At 59.1% G+C, this 19,565-nt stretch carries 20 protein-coding genes and 1 other RNA gene; 20 read left to right on the forward strand and 1 reads right to left on the reverse strand.

Annotated elements, in window-relative coordinates; translation table 11 throughout:
• Positions 1–41: 41 nt before the first annotated feature.
• The 19 genes from C1719_RS06430 (at position 42) to C1719_RS06520 (ending at position 18,432) form a co-directional block, all read left to right on the forward strand.
• Positions 42–860 (forward strand): cell division protein FtsQ/DivIB, encoded by an 819-nt coding sequence (locus tag C1719_RS06430; RefSeq protein WP_102375955.1) that lies wholly within the window; start codon positions 42–44, stop codon positions 858–860.
• A gap of 169 nt (positions 861–1,029) precedes the next feature.
• Entirely contained in the window at positions 1,030–2,514 is a 1,485-nt protein-coding gene (locus C1719_RS06435) for a response regulator transcription factor (protein ID WP_180963502.1), read from the forward strand.
• A gap of 186 nt (positions 2,515–2,700) precedes the next feature.
• Positions 2,701–5,001, forward strand: coding sequence for a molybdopterin-dependent oxidoreductase (locus C1719_RS06440; RefSeq protein ID WP_146007855.1), 2,301 nt, complete (start codon positions 2,701–2,703; stop codon positions 4,999–5,001).
• 26 nt (positions 5,002–5,027) lie between these two features.
• The gene (locus C1719_RS06445) at positions 5,028–5,546 is read left to right on the forward strand and encodes a 4Fe-4S dicluster domain-containing protein (RefSeq protein WP_102374359.1); all 519 of its coding nucleotides are present in this window, start codon (positions 5,028–5,030) and stop codon (positions 5,544–5,546) included.
• A 22-nt stretch (positions 5,547–5,568) separates the two neighbouring features.
• The gene (locus tag C1719_RS06450; protein ID WP_102374360.1) at positions 5,569–6,288 is read left to right on the forward strand and encodes a TorD/DmsD family molecular chaperone; all 720 of its coding nucleotides are present in this window, start codon (positions 5,569–5,571) and stop codon (positions 6,286–6,288) included.
• 128 nt (positions 6,289–6,416) lie between these two features.
• Positions 6,417–6,815 (forward strand): hypothetical protein, encoded by a 399-nt coding sequence (locus C1719_RS06455; protein WP_146007856.1) that lies wholly within the window; start codon positions 6,417–6,419, stop codon positions 6,813–6,815.
• 2 nt (positions 6,816–6,817) lie between these two features.
• On the forward strand, positions 6,818–7,522 hold the full coding sequence (locus tag C1719_RS06460) for a hypothetical protein (protein ID WP_146007857.1): 705 nt from the start codon (positions 6,818–6,820) through the stop codon (positions 7,520–7,522).
• Between the two features lie 222 nt (positions 7,523–7,744).
• Entirely contained in the window at positions 7,745–8,866 is a 1,122-nt protein-coding gene (gene ftsZ / locus C1719_RS06465; protein ID WP_102374363.1) for a cell division protein FtsZ, read from the forward strand.
• Between the two features lie 25 nt (positions 8,867–8,891).
• Complete coding sequence (locus C1719_RS06470; protein ID WP_102374364.1) at positions 8,892–9,725, forward strand: purine nucleoside phosphorylase YfiH/LACC1 family protein; 834 nt, start codon at positions 8,892–8,894, stop codon at positions 9,723–9,725.
• Entirely contained in the window at positions 9,722–10,423 is a 702-nt protein-coding gene (locus C1719_RS06475) for a YggS family pyridoxal phosphate-dependent enzyme (protein WP_245874395.1), read from the forward strand. The genes C1719_RS06470 and C1719_RS06475 overlap by 4 nt, the downstream gene beginning before the upstream one ends.
• Positions 10,424–10,492: 69 nt before the next feature.
• Positions 10,493–11,395 (forward strand): cell division protein SepF, encoded by a 903-nt coding sequence (locus C1719_RS06480; protein ID WP_102374365.1) that lies wholly within the window; start codon positions 10,493–10,495, stop codon positions 11,393–11,395.
• Complete coding sequence (proC, locus tag C1719_RS06485) at positions 11,395–12,234, forward strand: pyrroline-5-carboxylate reductase (protein WP_180963503.1); 840 nt, start codon at positions 11,395–11,397, stop codon at positions 12,232–12,234. Before C1719_RS06480 ends, proC begins: the two co-directional genes overlap by 1 nt.
• Positions 12,228–12,488 carry a YggT family protein gene (locus C1719_RS06490; RefSeq protein WP_102374366.1) on the forward strand — a complete coding sequence of 87 codons (261 nt, stop codon included), beginning with the start codon at positions 12,228–12,230 and terminating at the stop codon, positions 12,486–12,488. Before proC ends, C1719_RS06490 begins: the two co-directional genes overlap by 7 nt.
• Positions 12,489–12,532: 44 nt before the next feature.
• Positions 12,533–13,312, forward strand: coding sequence for a DivIVA domain-containing protein (locus C1719_RS06495; protein ID WP_102374367.1), 780 nt, complete (start codon positions 12,533–12,535; stop codon positions 13,310–13,312).
• A 309-nt stretch (positions 13,313–13,621) separates the two neighbouring features.
• Positions 13,622–14,398: a MerR family transcriptional regulator gene (locus tag C1719_RS06500; protein WP_102374368.1), complete on the forward strand. Its 777-nt coding sequence runs from the start codon at positions 13,622–13,624 to the stop codon at positions 14,396–14,398.
• A gap of 90 nt (positions 14,399–14,488) precedes the next feature.
• Positions 14,489–15,490, forward strand: coding sequence for a putative heme d1 biosynthesis radical SAM protein NirJ2 (gene nirJ2 / locus C1719_RS06505; RefSeq protein WP_102374369.1), 1,002 nt, complete (start codon positions 14,489–14,491; stop codon positions 15,488–15,490).
• Positions 15,491–15,623: 133 nt separating this feature from the next.
• Positions 15,624–16,649 carry an ABC transporter substrate-binding protein gene (locus tag C1719_RS06510; protein ID WP_245874397.1) on the forward strand — a complete coding sequence of 342 codons (1,026 nt, stop codon included), beginning with the start codon at positions 15,624–15,626 and terminating at the stop codon, positions 16,647–16,649.
• Positions 16,650–16,658: 9 nt separating this feature from the next.
• Entirely contained in the window at positions 16,659–17,675 is a 1,017-nt protein-coding gene (locus C1719_RS06515) for a FecCD family ABC transporter permease (protein WP_102374370.1), read from the forward strand.
• A complete protein-coding gene (locus tag C1719_RS06520; RefSeq protein WP_102374371.1) occupies positions 17,662–18,432 on the forward strand; it encodes an ABC transporter ATP-binding protein in 771 nt (256 codons plus the stop codon). Before C1719_RS06515 ends, C1719_RS06520 begins: the two co-directional genes overlap by 14 nt.
• A 231-nt stretch (positions 18,433–18,663) precedes the next feature.
• Here C1719_RS06520 and rnpB read toward each other — a convergent pair.
• An RNA gene (gene rnpB / locus C1719_RS06525) (RNase P RNA component class A) lies at positions 18,664–19,024 on the reverse strand.
• A 46-nt stretch (positions 19,025–19,070) separates the two neighbouring features.
• Here rnpB and C1719_RS06530 point away from each other — a divergent pair.
• Entirely contained in the window at positions 19,071–19,565 is a 495-nt protein-coding gene (locus C1719_RS06530) for a GNAT family N-acetyltransferase (RefSeq protein WP_102374372.1), read from the forward strand.

A 19,565-nucleotide genomic window follows, 5' to 3' on the forward strand; every position in this document is an offset into this window, starting at 1 on the left:
CCCGCACGCTTCTNCAGGTGACTTCGGTCCGCATCGGAGATATGGATCAGGCCGACCGTGCGAGGCGCGCTCAGCGGACGTACCGCCGCTATCTCATCCGCATCGGCCTCGTTGTCGCGCTTGTCGGCGCGCTCGTCATCGGCGGCGTCGTCGTGTACAACTCGAACCTGTTCACCATAACGAACGTGCGCGTGACCGGCGTCGAGCATTTGACTGCAACCGAGATGACCGAGCTCGCCTCGGTTCCCGAGGGCACGACGCTTCTGCGCGTCGATGCGGGAGGCATCCAGCAGCGCCTGCTCGGCGAAGCGTGGGTGCAAGAGGCTTCGGTCAACCGCGTGTTTCCCGATACGCTCGAGCTTGCCATCACCGAGAAGACCATTGCAGCCGTGGTGAGCGTGCCCATCGACAGCGCCCAGACGACTGAAGATTGGGCCATCGCATCGGATGGCACCTGGCTTATGGCCATCCCCGAGAAGGGGTCGGACGCTTCGAAGACCATCAGCCAGAAAGTTTACGAAGATGCTGAAAACGTGCTGCACATATCGGATGTGCCGCTCGGCGTGACGCCCGAGGTGGGCGCCCATTGCACCGACGCCAACGTGAACAACGCGCTCGATATCGTGAGCGGGCTCACCACCGACCTGGCCGATCAGGTGAAGTCGGTGAAGGCGACCGAAACGGCCTCGACGACGCTCACGCTTGAGAACGGCATCGAGATATCGTTCGGCGAAGCGGGCACGACCGAGGAGATCCGCAACAAAGAGCGGGTTATCCTGCAGCTTATGGAGGAAAACCCCGGCACAATCGCCTACATCAACGTGCGCGTGGTCGACCGGCCTACGTGGCGATCGCTGTAAATCGAGGCCATCGCCTCGATTTTCGTTGCGGGCGCCTCGCTTCGAATGGTTGAGTCTCGCGGCGGCGTGAAACCGCGCTTCTGGGTGCGCCCTCGGTTGCTGCCTGGGGCCCGGGCTTCTCTTCGATTGCACCTATGCGCCGGTAGCGTGCAGTGGTATGCTAACAAGCATGGACACTAAAATCTATTTTCCGCCATTGCGCCTTTGCGGTCAGGCTTTCCTGTTCGCTTGGCGCATGGGGTTGTTCTTTTCCCCCGTAGTCGTTTCCTTTGCCCCTCATCCAGCGCAGTATCTTATCGTCGGTCGCGTGGCATTTTTGATTGCCTTCGCTTCGGCTCTCATGGGTGTGTTTCTCCTTGCCCGCCATCGATCCAGGGCTCTTTCTGACCGAGCTCTGACGATATGGGGCTCGCTGCTTGCAGCGGGAGGTTCCGCGCTCGTCATCGCATCCTCTTTTGCAAATGGACCGTTTTTCGCGCTTTCGATCGCCGGGTTTGCGGTGGCGGGTATCGGAGACGCTTTCATTACGCTCGCTTGCGCGAAGCTATACAGCACGTTGAGCGTTCGTTTGAGCATGCGCGTGGTTCCCGTGGCAATGGCTGTAGCAGCCATCATCTATGCCGTTGTCGCGAACAACGCTTCGGTCGTTGCGGTGGGGATTCTCGTTGCGCTTCCCCTAGCTTGCGGCGTGGTGCTTTTAGGCGAATTGGGCGGTGAAAGGCATTTCGAAACCGCTGAAAAGCCGACGATTTCCCAGATCGACGAGCGGGCTAGCGGCTCTTTTACCAAATGGAAGATATCGAGCTACACGTCAGTGCTCTGGCTGTCTTTCGGGGTCATGTGGCCCCTTGCTGCGGTGCGCATGTTCGAGGATGGATCGTTGTTCCTCCCGTTCTCCTTGTCGGTTGCCGCACTGATAGCTATTGTTTCTTTCGCGGTGGCGGCGTTCACCTATCTCCTGAAGATTCCCACGGTCAAAATCTTCTGGATATTCGTCCCCCTGATGTTTGCCGGCATCACCGTGGTCGCAGTGGTTGATTCCAACATCCAAGTGCTTGCCTTCGCAATGATCTTTGCAGCTCACAACATTGCGGAAATCCAGCTTATAACCCATTTTTCAGCCATTTGCCGCCGCCGCGGCTATTCGACGAAAATGCTTTTCGGATGCGGGTTTTCTATTCTGAGCGTCGGGGAGCTGCTTGGTATTTTGATTGGCGTTGCTATGATACCCGTGCAGTCTGCCTTGCTTACGATGGCTTTGCTCGTATGTGCAAATGCCATCGTTATCGTTGTCATATTCTCAATTGTTCGGGTGAATGCGACCTTTCAGAGGGCAGAGTTGAAAGCGGCTCTCTCGAAGCATGCGCTCGAGTCTTTGCTGGTCGAGAATGGAGGCTCGGCGTCAGGCAATCAGGCTGCGAACCGCGATACCGATGCCATCGTGAAGATGTGGGCCGATCGGTACGGCCTTTCCGCTCGCGAAAGGGAGATCGCCAATCTTGTTTTGCTCGGGCGCAACGTGCCGGCTATCGCTGAGCTGCTTGTAATTAGCCAAAGCACGGTGCAAACGCACGTGAAGCATATTTACGAGAAAACCGGTGTCCATTCTCGCCAGGAGCTTGTTGACCTCCGAGATGAATACCAAGCTCAATAGCTATCTGAACAGGGATTATAATAACGTATCCCCTAGTTTTTAGGATGGAAGCCTCCTGTTGTCATTGACATAAATCCCGCAATCGCCATGATGTGCATGGTAGGTAAAATCACGATACTCCTCTTGCGTCGTCGGGCAGTGAAGCGCTCTGCGATATCCATGTTGTGCTGAACAAGAGGAGGAGAAGTGGGAGTAATCCATCGCAATGACAAGACGGTGCCCTTATTCGAGAAAAACAATGCTATGAGCCGTCGCGGTTTTTTGAAAGGGTCGGTACTCGCGGGGCTTGCCGTGGGCACCTCTACGGGAGGCTTGATCGCCTGCGCACCGAAGCAGAACGCCTCTAAACCTGCTGGCGAAAGCGAGGGGGCGACGGTTGCCGGCTATCGCTACGAGGCTGAAGCCGCCGAGGGCACGTGGCATCATAGCGCCTGTTCACGCAACTGCTTCGATACGTGCATGATCATGAGCAAGGTTGTCGATGGACGTCTTGTGCAGGTGTGCGGCGACAAAGACAATCCCTATACGGCCGGCGGCCTGTGCGTAAAAACCCAGAACTACGTCGATTATGTTTACCGCGAGGATCGCATCCTGTATCCGATGAAACGCACGGGCAAGAAAGGTCCTGGTTGTACATTCGAGCGCATCAGTTGGGACGAGGCGGTTCAGATCATCACCGATACCTGGAAGCAGATCATTGCCGAAAGCGGTGGGGAGGCGATCACGTGGTTTCGCTACCAGGGGAACCAAGGCGCCATTCATCGACGCTGCCTCGAGCCCTTGTTCTTCAAAATGGGAGCTACGTATCATGAGGCGAGCTTGTGCAACAACGGCTACGTGTTTTCGCTGCCTTATACAACCGGCTCCATAACCGTCATGCGCGCCGAGGATATCGCCAACAAGGACCTCTACGTCTCCTGGTCGCATAATCCAGCGGCGGGCAGCTTGCATACCATGAAATTCATCAAGGAGATGCATAAGGCGGGCGGTGCGATCATAGTGGTGAACCCCATGCGCGTTCCCGAGTGCGAGTGGGCCGATCTGTTCGTCCAGCTGCTTCCTGGGACTGATGGGGCTTTTGCCATGGGCGTCGGAAAATACCTTATCGACAACGCTATGGTCGATGAGTCTTTCATCGAAGAGTGGTCCATCGGCTATGAGGACTATGCGGCCTCGGTTGCCGAATGGACTGCCGACAGGGTGGCGGAGGAGTGCGGTATTCCTGCCGAGCAGGTTGCTCAGTTCGCTGAGCTTCTATGGAAAAACCGAACCAGTACCTGCTTGAAGACAGGCTTGCAGATGGGACGTCGCAATAACGGCGGAATGAGCCATATCTCAATCAAGCTGCTTACGGGCCTGATCGGCCATCCCGAATGCTATTTCAATATGACCAGCTCGGGCGGCTACGGGGTGAATAGTGCCGCCAATCTCGATATGTTCACCGAGACCGTGCCCTCCGAAGCCTCGAGTGCTTCCACCATCCGCAACTACTCGTCACCTGCGCTCGGCAAAGTGCTTACGGGCGAGAATTACGGTGAGGGGCATGATTTCTCAACCAATCCCATTCGCTCCATCATGATCTTCGGAAGCAACCCCATGGTTTCCAATCCGAACCAGAATCTGGTACGGCGAGGCCTCGAGCGTGAGGATTTGTTCACTGTCGTACACGATATATTCGTTACCCCTACGGTTGAATACGCCGATATCGTGCTACCTGCCCCAACGTTCTTCGAGTACGAGGAATTCAACGGTGGCTACGGCCATAATTACGACTGTTACAATGAGCAGGTGATCGAGCCGCTCGGCGAATCTATGAACAATCTCGATCTGTGCAACCTCCTGGGTCAGGCCATGGGTTACGACGACGATGTGTTCAAGCGCACCAACGAAGACATGCGCTCGATGTTTCTCGATGGCCAGAAGTACACGTACGAAGAGCTGGTTGAAAAAGGTTGGTTCGACGTTGAACCCAAAACATGGGAAGCTCAGCTGGAAAGCGGTTTTGCCACGCCCTCCAAAAAATTCCAATTCGCAAGCGATGAGCTTTTGGCCGATCACGGCACGCGCACGGTGGTCTACTCACCGGACCCCGAAGGGAAGACGGGATCCCCTGATCTGTTTGCCAGGTATCCCATCGCTCTGGTGAGTCCCAGCGCAAAGGAGTTTCTGAACGGCGTGTTCGGCAACATGGAGGATAACAACATCCTGTTCGGCGAAAGCTACGTGTATTTGAACGAGGGTGACGCCCAGGATCGCGGAATCGCAGATGGCGACGATGTCGTCGTGTCGAACGACCGGGGGAGCATTCGTCGTATCGCCCGCGTGGTCGAGGGCGTTATGGCGCCGGGTACCGCTTGTACCTACAAGAGCACCTGGTCGACCGTAACTGGCGTGGAAAACGTGAACTGTGTAACCGCTGATTCTCAAGCTGACTTCGGCCGGGGCGTCGCCTACCAGAGCTGCCTGGTTGACATCGTCAAGGCCTAACCGCCATTCGTTGAAAGGAACATAATATGAGTCAAATGGGATTTCTGCTCGATCAGAAATACTGCATCGGATGCCAGACCTGCCAAGCCGCTTGTCGCGCCCGTCACGGTCTGACCCCTGGAGTTTACCCTCGCAAGGCAACCAGCTCCCAGATCGAGCTGACCGGTCCGTACATCTCCCTTGCCTGCAACCATTGCACCAATCCTGCCTGTGCTGACGTATGCCCAACTGGTGCGGTGCAAAAACGTGACGACGGTATCGTCGTGCATGATCCCGAAATCTGCATAGGCTGTTATTCCTGCGAGAAGGCCTGTCCGTACGGTGCGCCCTTGGAGAACGATCTGAACGATCGCATGGTGAAGTGCGATATGTGCGCAGCCCGGCTTGACAGGGGCGAGAACCCTGCGTGCGTCGACGCCTGCCCTGTGAAGGTCCTCACCGTAGGCGTCGTAGAGGATCTTGAGGCGCAAGGGGGAGTTCCCGAGGGCGTCGGATTTACCGTCGAGCCGACGGGACCCAATATGCGTTTCATCCCCATTGTCTAAACGATTTGCAAGGAGGCTGGCCATGACTTCCGTTGAAAGAGATATTCCGACAGAGAGCGCCGATCGCGCACGGTGGAGATCGGCTCTTTACCGGCTGGCCTCCTTTGCATTTCTCGTCGAACCTACTGACGAGCGGTTGCGCGAACAGGTTGCAGCTGCGTGCTCCGCGCTGCGTGACGGTGACGGGTGGATTCTTCCCTGCGAGCGCGATATCCTGGCTCACTTGGCGGCTTTGGATGCAAACGATCCAAGGCTTGGAACCAGGGTCCGCAACGAATATGCAGAGCTCTTCGTGGGGCCTCGTCCTCCCCGGGCTCCGCTGTACGAATCCATCTACGTTGGGCATCCCCGTCGGCTTATGACTGAAACGACGCTTCAAGTGCGTGAGGCGTACGAGCGCGTTGGCTTTGCGGTTGAAAGGCGCAACAAGATACCCGATGATCATATTGGCTACGAACTGGAGTTCATGGCGAGCCTTTGCGCTCGCGAAGCCTGCGCAATCGAGGAGAGCTGCGTTGGCGATGTTGTTTCGGCTCAGCTTGCCCAAGGGCTGTTCCTTCGCGAGCACTTATCAGTATGGTCCGGGCTTTTCCATGAGCGCGTTGCGCAGGCGGGTGGCGAATACTATCACGGGTGGTCTCGATTCGTACGCGATTTGGTGGCAGAGGACGTCGCACATGCGGTTGACGGGGGAGGATACGGTTTCTGCGATGCGGCCGAGGAGAGGGGCGAAAGGTTGTGAGGGGAGGGTCGTTTGCATGCAAAGCGGTCCAGGTGATAGGACTCGCCGCTGTTCTTTTGGCGTTTGGTTTGATAACTCGTCCTTTGGCAAAATTACTGCCCGAATTGTACGGCTTCCACGCTGTCCTGATGGCTTTTCCGACGTCATTTGCGACGGCTGCTTTTCTAGGGAGGGGCGCGGGTTTCGCGGCTTGCCTCGGCTCCTTCGCCCTGTTCTCCCTCGTTCTCTTTGCGATGAGCCCCGTTATGGGTCTGTCTGCGTTTGCGCCGATAGCGGCAACGGCATTGGTGCGTGTGGCTGCCGTAAGGCTCTCTGGAGAAGCAAAGGGATTGCTGACGGGGTTTGTCTGCGGAGCCCTGTATTATCCCTGCACGCTTGCGTTTTTGGCGGTGCTGGGTGGGGCCGTCTTCGTTTTCTCGGGTGGTGCTCTGGTGAAATTGATTGTTTCGACGCTGCTGGGTGCTGCTTTGGCTGCTTTCGGTGCGCTGTTGGCGGCAGGGGCGTTCTCGCACGGAGAAGGTGATTAGTGGTGGATGTTCTTCTGTCTCTTGTTATCGCTGCGGTATTAACTGCTGCGTTTCGGGTTCCGCTTGTCCGCTGGCCGGGAGCTTGCTACGCGGTTGCGATCATTGCCGTCGTCGCGTTTCTCGGCGGCGCTCTGCCCGCTGGCATCGAACGGGGAATGCTTCCGCTTTTGCGGCGCTGTACGCTTCCTTACGGATTGTTCGTCATCGTGATGTACATAGGCGTGCTTCCTTCTGGGTCGCGTTTGCGAACGTGTCTCAAGCCGGTTCGCGGCCCGCTTTCCATCGTTGCATCGCTGCTCGTCCTCGCTCATGTCGGCAGCTATGTTCAGGTGTATCTTGGCGTGGCGCTTTCTGGCTTCGCCACGGCTGCGGCGCCGACGGCGACATCGCTAATTATCGCTTGCGTTCTCGTCATTCTGCTCGCCGTCCTTGCCGTGACGTCACTGCAGTCGGTGCGCCGCTATATGCATGGTGGATCCTGGAAGCGACTTCAAAGACTTGCGTATCCATTTTTCATTCTTGTATCGGTGCATGCATCCGTCCTTCTCTTTCCCTCGGCTGCAACGGGTTCGGGTTCCTTGTTGGCGATTTCGTTCTACGCTGGCATTGCTCTGTTGTACGGGGTTCTTCGCGTCGGTCGATGGCTTTCGGGGCGGTCGGGCGAGCCAAAGGCATCGCGGGCGGTGACCGCTTCGTCGAAGTTGTAGGCGAAAGCGTCCGTTTCGAAAAGCTTTCGCTCCTCCAGCGGCTGCACCTGCGGTATTCGCGTTTTCGCGTGATGGATTACCGTTTTTTGACGTATCTGTTGTTTCACCGTGCTGTAATTTGCAATTGCAGTATCATCGTGTACAATAACGCCACGTTCAAAAACGTACGTATACGCAGGAAAACGCAGCATTTGAAAACGCAGCATATGTGGGGAGTATAGGATGCCAAACATAATAGGTCCCGAGCATTTGGCGGTCATCAAGGTAGTTGGTGTTGGTGGCGGCGGCACGAATGCAGTCAATCGCATGGTCGAGGCTGGCATTAAGGGCGTTGAGCTCATCGCCGTTAACACCGATCGTCAGGCCTTGCTCATGTCCGATGCCGACAAGACGATCCACATCGGCGAAGAACTTACTCGTGGCCTGGGTGCGGGAGCCAATCCCGAGGTCGGCTGCCAAGCGGCCGAAGAGAGCCGCGCGGAGATCCGCGAAGCTCTTGCCGAAGCCGACATGGTGTTCGTCACCGCAGGCGAAGGCGGCGGAACGGGTACGGGAGCCGCTCCGATCGTAGCTGAAATCGCGCGCGAGGAAATAGGCGCGCTTACCGTGGGCATCGTGACGAAGCCCTTTTCGTTTGAAGGCCGTTTGCGTCGCAACCAGGCCGACCAGGGCATCGATCTTCTGTCGCAGAAAGTCGATACGCTCATCGTCATTCCGAACGATCGTCTGCTCGAGATCGTCGAGAAGAAAACCACCATGCTCGACGCGTTCCGCATCGCCGATGATACGCTGCGCCAGGGCATCCAGGGCGTGACCGACCTTATCACCATTCCCGGTCTCATCAACCTCGACTTCGCGGACATCCGCACCGTCATGAAGGACGCGGGTACAGCCTTGATGGGCATCGGCCGCGCATCGGGCGAGAGCCGTGCGCTCGACGCCGCACAGCAGGCCACGAATTCCAAGCTGCTCGAATCTTCGATCTCGGGTGCTTCGCGCGTGCTGTTCTCGATTGCAGGCGGTCCCGACCTTACGCTGACCGAGGTCGACGAAGCGGCCCGTACGGTCGAATCGTGTGCCGACGAAAGCGCCAACATCATCTACGGCCAGATCATCGACGAGTCGCTCGGCGACGAGGTGCGCATCACCGTCATCGCAACGGGTTTCAAGCAGGGTGCGTCCCAGTCTTCGATGGACTTCTCCCGCAAAGACCTGTTCGCATCGACGACGCAGGCGGCTCCCGATCCTGCCCCTCAACCCGCTTCGCTCAATTTCTCGAATAGCCCGAATGGCCGCTTCGCCGACGAGGATTACATTCCCGATTTTCTGAAGCGCCAGCGTTAAGCCGCATAATCGGTTTTCGCGAACCATGGAAACGACCCTTGAACTGCCATTGCCGCATCTGTCCAGGGGTCGTTTTGCGTCTATCGGGGCATTGACCGACGAGGCGCTTTTCGATCGCACAGGCATTCGCATCGCATTCACCGAGCGGATAGGCGGCGTGAGCGAAGGGCCGTTCGCATCGCTCAACCTAGGCGATCATGTGAACGACGACGCGGCTTGCGTTGCGCGCAACCGTGCGATCGTGGCCGAGGCTTTCGGTGTCGGGCCCGATAGCCTTGTCGTGCCGCATCAGGTTCACGGCGGTGCCATCGTGCGCGTTGCGGGCTCTTCTGCCGAGGCCGTTTGCCGGGCGAAGGACGAGGCCGAAACGGGGGCCGATGCGCTCCTGATCGAGGTGTCCGACGTTGCCGCGCTTTTATGCTACGCCGATTGCGTGCCGGTCATCGTTGTATCGCCGAGCGGGCGTTTCGCGGTGATCCATGCTGGCTGGAGAGGCGTTTTAGCCGGTATCGCGGAAGATGCGGTTCGGCTGCTCGCGAGCCTTGATCGCGATGATGGATGCGGGGTTGCCGAGGGTTCCATGAACGTCTACATCGGCCCCCATATTCGCCGCGAATGCTTCGAGACCGGCGAGGATGTGCGCGATCGGTTCGTCGGCCGTTTCGGTGCGGCCTGCGCTCCCGATCGAAACCACGTCGATCTCTCTGCGGCGCTTCGCACAGGCCTTCACGGCGTCGGAATCGAGCGTATCGTCGATGCAGACGCGTGCACGGTATGTGAAAACGATCGGTTCTTCTCGCATCGCGCCCAGGGCGGCATAGCCGGGCGGCACGGTGCGTTCGCGGTTCGAAAGGGATGAGGAAAGTGAGCATTCAGACACGCTACGAACGGTTGGCCGCCGAAATCGAATCGGTTTGCCGCGAGGCGGGGCGCGATCCCGACGAGGTGGTGTTCGTGGCAGTTTCGAAGACGGTGGGTCCCGACGAGGTGGCGCAGGCCGCAGCGGCGGGCGCGTGCAACTTCGGAGAGAACAGACCCGAGGGCCTGCTTGAAAAACAGCCGTTGTTTTCCGATGCCGCATGGCATTTCATCGGAAACATCCAATCGCGGCGCATCGGCGATATCGTAGCTCATGCCGATATCGTGCATTCGCTGTACCAGCAGCGACATGCCGATAAGATCGATGCGGCCGCACGGGCGGCCGGCAAGGTGCAGGATGTGCTTCTCGAGGTGAACGTATCGGGCGAGGCGAGCAAGAGCGGCCTTGCGCCCGATGCCGTGGAACCGATGCTCGCTCACTGCCTCGCGCTTCCCGGCCTTCGCGTCCGCGGTCTCATGACGATGGCGCCGCAGGGCGACCTTCAGCGCGCGAAGGCGAGTTTCGGGGGGCTGCGCGAACTGCGCGACAGGCTCAAATCCGCACATCCCGAGTGCGATGACCCCGCATTCATGCATGATCTTTCTATGGGAATGAGCGAAGACTGGCGCGAGGGCATAGCCGCGGGCGCTACCATAGTCCGAATCGGGAGAGCAGTTTTCGATGATGCCTTCGAATGAACGGGCATTTCGCAATAGAAGCAAGACGCCGGACACGCAGCATCCGGCCGAAACGAAGCAGGTGATACGATGGAACTGCCAAGGATAGGGAAGTCCGACGGGGGAATGCTCAGCGGGATCAAGAGCAAGCTCGGCCTCGGCGATAAGAACGACGGTGCCTACGACGACGAATACTACGACGATTACAATGACGATTACGGCGAGGGCTACGAAGAGGACTACGGCGAATACGGCAGCGATTATGCCGACGATTACGGCTACGATGACCGCGCATCGGCTCGATCTTCTCGTTCGGGCGCTCACAGCGCCTCTTCTCCGCGCCTCGTCTCGATCGACGATGTGCGTGCGAACACGCAGGTGCCCGAAAGCCTGAAGCGCGATCCGCTTCCGCCTCGGCACGCCACGTCGCCTTCTTCGGCATACGGAGCGGGATCTTCTTCCTACAGCACGCCTTCGGGTTCGGGTTATCGTTCGAGCTTCGGCTCGTCTCGCCAAGTCGAGCGTGCGGCCGATTATCTTCGAAGCACCGAGACCAGCGATCTGCCTTCGGGCTCCCAGCGTTCCGAGGACTTGAACTCGCTGTTCACCTCTACCGCTACGGCGTCGAGCGCCGCTTCGACGACGGCTGGCTCGTCTGCTTCTTCGTCTTCTGCCTACGATCCGTACGAGGCGTATGCGGGATCGGGAGCCTCCTCGCATAACCCGACCCGTTCGCTCAGCGTCCTCAAACCCGCGAGCTACGGCGAGGTGGAACGCGTTGCCAAGATCGTGAAGGCGGGCGATGTGGTCGTGCTTTCGCTGCGCAACACACCCGACCACCTGGCCAAGCGCATTCTCGATTTCTCCTTCGGCGTGTCGAGCGCCCTGGATGCGAGCGTCGAATGCGTGGCCGACAAGGTTTTCGTGATCCTGCGCGGCAGCGCGCTTTCGAACGACGAGCTCATGAGCTTGCGCAATCAGGGCGTGCTGTAATGGCGAAGCTTTCGCAAGATACGCGCATCGCCCTTATCGGGGGCGGCAAGATGGGCGAAGCGATCATGGGCGGTTGGATCGCGTCGGACGAAGCCCCCGCGAGCGTGCTTTCTGCGGCGAACTTCATCGTGGCGAACCCTGGATTGCCGCGCCGCGAGTACCTCGAGCGAACCTACGGCGTCGCGTGCGTCGAACAGGCGACCGATATCGATGCGGCCGACATCGTTGTCTTGGCGGTAAAACCCCAAGTGATGATGGGCATGCTCGAAACGATTGCCAACGAGGCCCGATTCGGGGAGTGCCTGTTCGTATCCATAGCCGCCGGCATGACGACCGAGCGGCTGCTGGGTGCGCTTCCGCCGGGTGCGCACCTTGTGCGCACGATGCCGAACACGCCGTTGCTCGTGGGTGCGGGCGCGACGACCGTCTGCGGTTCGTCAAGCGCCAGCGTCGAAGACGTCGAGCTGGTGCGGGCGCTGTTCTCGTGTCTTGGAGCCGCCTTCGTCATCGAAGAGGCCGACATGGATGCGACGGGGGCTATCTCGGGATCGGGGCCGGCTTACGTGGCGGCTATGATCGAGGCGCTTACCGCAGCGGGTGCGCGCGAGGGGCTGAGCGCCGATCTGGCCGAGCGGCTCGCCGTGCAGACCGTGTACGGCACCGCCGAGCTTATCCGAAAGACGGGCCAAACGCCCGAACAGACGCGCCTTGCCGTTTGCAGCCCGGGCGGATCGACGCTCGCGGCCTTGGCGGCTATGGGCGAAGCGGGGCTTTCCCGCGCTTACGAGGCTGGCGTTGCTGCCGCCGTACAACGATCTAAGGAGTTAGGTGCATGTTGAGCTTCAAGTACCTGATAGCATCGCTGGCCGATGTGTACAGCATGATCATCTTCGTGTACGTGCTCATGTCGTGGATACCGACCAAGCGGGGCATCTTGGCTGACATCGATAACGTACTCGCGAAAATATGCGATCCGTATCTGAACCTTTTCAGGAAATTTATACCTCCCCTTGGAGGAATGGTGGACGTTAGCCCCATAATTGCACTGCTTGTATTACAATTTGGAGTACGTTTGATCTTGAGCATCTTTTAGGGTATTACCATATGTTCGCAAGGACAAAATGAAGGGAAATCGCAATGGCTATGACTTCGGCTGATATTCAGAATCAGAGCTTCTCCATAGACCGCAAGGGCTACGACGTCGACGAGGTTGACGTATTTCTCGAGCATGTCGCGAACGAACTCGACGAGATGAACGCCTTCATCGACCAGCTGCAGGGCGAACTCGACGATAACAAGTTCGGTGGGTTCGATCGTCCGGCTCGCAACGTCGCTGCCGCATCGAATGACGAGCTTGCCGAGAAGGATGCCCGCATAGCGGAGCTCGAGCGCCAGCTGGAGGAGAAGAAGGCCGACGGCAACGCCATCGCCCAGGCTCTCATCATCGCCCAGCGCTCCGGTGACGAGATCATTGCAACCGCCAATGCCGAGGCTGCGCAAACCCGCGCCGAAGCCGAGGAAGAGGCTCAGCGCATTCTCGATAAGGCGAACAACGAAAAGCAGAAGATCATGGACGCTATCAAAGATCTCGAAGAGGATCGCGAAGACGTCCGCGGCGAATATCAGGATCTTCTCAAGGACTTCATCGAATCCGCGAGCAAGAAGCTCGTCGAAATCGGCGGACCCGCTCCCGCGCCCGTTGCGAGTGCCCATGCCAAATCGGCAAGCCGTTCGACTACCAAGGCTCAGGCGCCCATCCGCAAGGAGGCAACCGCTACCGCAGCCGCCTACACCACGCCTGCCGCAAGCGCCTCTTCGGTCGTCGTTCCCACCACCCCCAAGCCCTCGCGGGTTGAGAAGGACCTCTCTGGATTCGGCGATGCCGACGACGGTTTCGAGTTCGAGGAAATCGACTAGTTGGAACATGCTCGGCGAATGCCGATACGGTAAACGAACATGTGACGCGGGCTTCGGCCCGCGTTTTTTTGTTTCGATGGTTGGCGGGCTCTCGCCGATAGGGGTTTTCCCTCGGTTGGGCGGTGGTTTCCTCTATCTTTTTGTACGAAAGTTCTGAAGCTGGAAAAAACGTATTGACGATGACGTAGCGTCATCACGTATCGTTCAGTGCTGTTCGGGTGCTGCCCTTGCGATTGGGTCGCACCCCGCATGCTAAGATGAGATTGCCAAGGCGAAACGCGATCGCGTTCGCCGAACGTAGGAGAACAGATGACCGATCCGGCATATCTGACGGTAGGGGATCTTGCGCGCCGCGTGGGGGTTACCGTGCGCACGATCCAGTACTACGATCAACAGGGCCTTTTATCGCCGTCGGCGAAGGGGCCGCAGAACCAGCGTCTCTACACCGAGGAGAACGTACAAGATCTGTACCGCATTCTGACTCTGAAATACCTAGGGCTTTCCCTTTCGGAGATCAAATCCGATGCAGGCCTTTTCCGCGACGCCTCGGCGTTCCATGCGCTGGCGGATCGGAAGATGGACGATATCGAGAAAGATTTCCAGGATTTGTTCAAGCGCCTGACAACGATGCGCGCGCTGCTCGAGGCATCCAACGAACCCGATGAGGTCGATTGGGCAACCATGGCGGCAACCATCGAGCGCAGCCAGGACGACAGCCAGTTTTTCTGGCGGCTTACCTGCATCAACGAAAGCGGACTCACCGAGGCGACCGACGAGGACATCGCCTTGCGCGGGCAGTCCGTTTCGAAATGGCACGAGCTTATCGCCGATACCATCAGGCAGATGTCGGAAGGCGAGCCGCTCGACAGTCCCGGCAACCGCGATCTTGCGCGCCGCTATCTCGAACTCGACGAATCCCAGCAAACGCTTTCGGCTAACCAGAACTTCATCCTCATGGAGAACATCTCGCCGCATCACGGGCGCGCACACGGCCATCATGGCGAAGACGGCTCGTTCGACGAGCTTCGCCAATCAGTGTGCGACCACCTCGATGCGGTCGTGGCATCGTACCAGCAAACGGGGTAGCGGATTGCTCCTGCAGCAAGCACGCGGGGAAGCATCCGCAAAATAGGTAATACATTAATTAAAAAGAAGAAGACGAGAGAAAGGCACACTATGATCGTGTCGTGGATGACGACGAACCAATGCAACCTCAAATGCGTGCACTGCTATCAAGATGCCGAAGAGCAGCAGGAGCGCGAGCTTTCCACAGAAGAGGGCATGAAGATGATCGACGAGATAGCGAAGGCGGGCTTCAAGATCATGATCTTCTCGGGCGGGGAGCCCCTTTTGCGCCCTGATATCTTCGATCTGGTATCCCACGCCGCATCGCGGGGGCTGCGTCCGGTATTCGGCACCAATGGCACGCTCATCACCGAAGAGATAGCGTTGCGGCTCAAAGAGTGCGGGGCTATGGCCATGGGCATCAGCGTCGATAGCCTCGATCCTGAAAAGCACGACAAGTTCAGGGGACTGGAAGACGCCTACGGCCTCACGATGGCCGGCATCGAGGCCTGCAAGAAGGCGGGGTTGCCGTTTCAGCTGCATACTACGGTGGTCGACTGGAATCGCGACGAAGTGTGCGCCATCACCGACTTCGCTCAGGAAATCGGCGCCATCGCTCACTACATCTTCTTCCTGATCCCTGTGGGGCGCGGCGTCTACATTCAGGAAACGGGCCTCGAGGTGCTTGAGAACGAGGAGCTGCTGAAAGACATCATGCTGAAATCCGCAGAGGTTTCGATCGATGTGAAACCGACCTGCGCCCCGCAATTCACCCGGGTTGCCAAGCAGCTCGGCGTTGAGACGCGCTTCTCGCGGGGATGTCTCGCGGGGCTTACGTATTGCGTGATCGGATCGGAGGGCATCGTGCGCCCCTGTGCCTACATGACCGAAGAGGCGGGCGACGTGCGCGAGACGCCCTTCGACCGGATATGGGCATCGAGCCCCGTCTTCGAGAAGCTGCGTACCGAAGAGTACAGCGGCGCCTGCGGGACATGCGATTACAAACAGGGCTGCGGCGGATGCCGGGCGCGCGCGGCGTACTACCACGACGGCGACGTCATGGCGCAAGACGAATACTGCGCCCACGGGCAGAAGCTCGAAGCGGCATCGTAGCCGAGTGAGAATCGTCGCGCTCGCTTGCGTGCCGTGCGCGATGGAAATCGCGGCGTACGGCGCTCCGAATGTTTTTCGGCAGAGCGGGTACGGCATGAGACTGTTTAGAAATACAGCGTTGGATGGAAGGGATATGATGATGAAAACGATGAAACGAGACGCTCGGGTGCTCTTCGCGGGATTGGTTGCGGCGATCGCCCTTTTCTTCGGCTGCGTTGCCCTGACGGGATGCTCGTCGCAGGAGCCGGCAGATACGCCGGATGCTCAAAGCGGATCCGCCGGCTCCGATCAGGCAGGCAGCCAAAACGGACCCTGCACCTTCACCGATGATACGGGTGCCGAGGTGACGGTTGACAATCCCGAGCGCGTGGTAGCCTGCATGGGCAGCTTCGCGAACACGTGGGAGCTTGCCGGCGGAACGCTCGTCGGCGCATCCGACGATGCGTTCGAAAGCTACAGCATCACGTCGGCCGATGCGGTGAAAGTGGGCGATTTCTCATCGCCGAACCTCGAATCGATCATCGCGCTCGAGCCCGATTTCGTCATCATGACAAGCGGATCGGGCGGCCGCGGGGGAGATTCGAGCCAAGCCGATCTCAAACAGAGCCTTGAGGCATCGGGCATTCCCGTGGCGTACTTCGAGGTGACCACGTTCGATGACTACTTGCGCATGCTGCGGACGTTCTGCGACATCACCGGCCGCGACGATCTGTACGAGCAGAACGGCCAGGCGATTGCCGATGCGATCGATGAGATCAAGGCGAGCGTGCCTGCGGGTGATGAGCCGACCGTGCTTGCGATGACCACGTTTTCGGGCGGCACCCGCGTGCAGAATTCGTCCACGATGACCGGCGCCATGCTTGCCGACCTCGGCGTGAAGAACCTTGCCGACGAAAATCAGAGTCTGCTCAAGGATTTCAGCCTCGAATCGGTCATCGAGCTCGATCCCGATTTCATCTTCGTCGTGCCTATGGGCAACGACGATACGGCGGCCCTGAAGAACCTGACCGAGGCGACTGAGGCCAACCCTGCGTGGGCAACGCTTTCCGCCGTGAAAGACGGGCGCTTCATCACGCTTGAAAAGGAGCTGTTCCTCTACAAACCCAACGAGCACTGGGCTGAAAGCTACCAGACGCTCTTCGACCATCTGTATGCATAGTCTCTCGCTATGAACATGCTCCCTCGCAGGCATACAGGTGCGTTTGCATCCGTCGCCGTCGCTGTCGTTCTTGCAACGGCGACGGTGGCGGCGTTTCTCGTCGGCTCGTCTTCGGTGAGCCTTGGCGACCTTGTCGCCTGGATCACGGGAGGCGATGTGAGCGATGCGGCGAAAAGCATTCTCGTGAACGTGCGGCTTCCTCGCGTGCTCGCGGCATTGCTTTCCGGTGCGGCGCTTGCAGTGGCCGGCGCCATCATCCAAGCGGTGCTCGACAACCCGCTTGCAAGTCCTAACATCATCGGCATCAACTCGGGTGCGGGATTGTTCGTGCTGCTGGCGGCCTCGGTGTTTCCCGGGCTTCTGTGGCTGCCTCCGCTTGCGGCTTTCGCAGGTGCGCTTGTGACGGCGCTCGTAATCTTCGGCATTTCCCTCGGGGCGAACACCTCGAGGCTTACGGTGGTGCTTGCGGGCATCGCCATCACCTCGGTGTTCGGGGCGGGCATGAACACGATCCTCATCGTGAACCCCGATGCCTACATCGGTTCGTCGACCTTTCTCGTCGGCGGGCTCGCGGGCGTGCTCATGAAGGATGTGCTCTGGCCTGCGGGCTACATCGCGATCGGCCTGCTTGCGGCGTTCGGCGCAGCCGGCAAGCTCAACATCATGGCGCTCGGCGATCAGACTGCGCACTCCCTCGGTATGAACGTCAGCCGCACGCGCCTGCTGATGCTCGGACTCGCCGCAGTGCTTTCGGGCGCTGCGGTGAGCTTTGCCGGGCTGCTCGGGTTCGTGGGGCTCATCATTCCGCATCTCGTGCGGTTCTTCGTCGGGCATGACAATCGGCTCGTTTTGCCGCTCTCGGCGGCTGCGGGCGCAGCGTTCGTCGTGTTCTGCGACATGTGCTCCCGCGTGCTCTTTGCGCCCTACGAGGTGCCCGTTGGCATACTCATGGCGTTTCTCGGCGGGCCGTTCTTCATCTACCTTATCCTCAAGAATCGCAAAGGGGGACTCGATGACCGCGGTTGACATTCAGGACGTATCGTTTGCGTACGGCAAGATGCCGTTTATCGAAGGTCTTTCCGCGACGTTCGAGGAAGGCGCCGTCACGAGCATCGTCGGGCCGAACGGGTGCGGAAAATCAACGCTCGTGAAGCTGGTGGATGGGCTGTACCGCCCGAGTTCGGGACGCGTGCTCGTTGAGGGCGAGCCGACGCTTTCGATGCACGGCAAGGAACGCGCCCGTAAAGTTGCGGTTCTTGCCCAGGCGTCGCGCCCGCCCGCGATGACGGTCGAATCGCTGGTGGCGTGCGGGCGCTATCCGTATCAGTGCCACGAAGGACGCCTCGGGCAAAAGGATCGGGAATACGTGGAGTCGGCCATGAAAATGGCAGGTGTGGAGCGGTTCAGGAGCCACGACCTTCGTCACCTTTCGGGCGGCGAGCGCCAGCGGGCGTTCATCGCCATGACGCTCGCGCAGGACACGGGCATCATCGTTCTCGACGAACCGACGACCTACCTCGACATCCGTGCCTGCCACGAGACCATGCAGCTCGTTCGCTGCCTCAACGCTCAGATGAACAAGACCGTGATCATGGTGATCCACGATCTCGACCTGGCGCTTCGGTATTCCGATAACCTCATGGTCATGGAGCGCGGCGTTTGCTCGTATGCGGGTACCATCGACGAGGTGCTCGAATCGGGTGCGATCGAGCACGCGTTCGGCGTGAACATCCATGCGATCGCCACAAGCGAAGGGCGCTCCTACAGCCTGTTTCCCGCGTAGGCGACCAGGTTTTGTCCAAGCGGGCCGACTTCCCGTGCGGGCAGACCCGCCTTTGCGCTCTATCGTCTGGGCATTTCGAAGCCCTCGAGCGCTTGGTTGCTGCCCGGCGTGTCGGGTGACCAGGTGTTGACCGTTGTCCAAGCGAAGGTAGGATGACCAGGTGATACTTGCCGTTCAGCGAAGGCGGGATGGCGGCATGCCGCTTGCCGGTCCGTGAGGGCGACAAGAATGAAAGCGAGTGGGCCGGTAAGCCGGGTTCTGTCGTTGGACGATCATTTATCTGAGGCGCATGTCGCCATGCGCCTTAAGCACGCAACCCGAACGCACGGAAGGGCAGCCGTATCGCGTTCCTATTTGCGCTTGCTCCAGATGGGGTTTACCAAGCCGCGCCGTTGCCGACGCGCTGGTGCGCTCTTACCGCACCGTTTCAGCTTTTCTGCCGTTGCCGCGCGCCGAAGCGCGTTTTCGCGGAAGAGTCTTCTTTTCTGTGGCACTGATCCGTCGGGTCGCCCCGCCCAGCCGTTAGCTGGCATCTTGCCCTTTGGAGCCCGGACTTTCCTCACACCAGGTGCGCGATCGTCTGGCCCACTCAGGTATGGTATTCTACCAAATCATCACCCGAATTAAGGCAGGAACACATGAATGGCACCACTCTGCAATTCCGTCAAGCAACCCCAGACGATATCCCCGGCATTTTGGAGATGATCCGCAGGCTTGCAGCCTACGAGAAGGCCGAGGACGAGGTGCGCGCGACGCCGGAGCTTTTGAACGAGTGGATGTTCGAGAAACGTGCTGCGGAGGCCGTGGTTGCGGTGGCTCCCGATGCGGGAATCGTCGGCATTGCGGTGTTCTTCCAGAACTTCTCGACATGGACGGGTTCGGGCGGCATGTATCTCGAGGATCTCTTCATCGACGAGCCGTACCGTGGAAACGGTGCGGGCCGCGCGCTCATGGCGCATCTGGCGGGCATCTGCAAAGAGCGGGGATGGGTGCGTCTCGATTGGGCGTGCCTCGATTGGAACGAGCCGAGCCTCGGTTTTTACCAGAGCATCGGCGCTGCGCGAATGGACGAATGGGTGCATCATCGCCTTACGGGGGCAGCGCTTGATTCCCTTGCGGCGGAGGTCGGATAG

This window comes from Raoultibacter massiliensis (genome assembly GCF_900199545.1).
GTDB classification, from domain to species: Bacteria; Actinomycetota; Coriobacteriia; order Coriobacteriales; family Eggerthellaceae; genus Raoultibacter; species Raoultibacter massiliensis.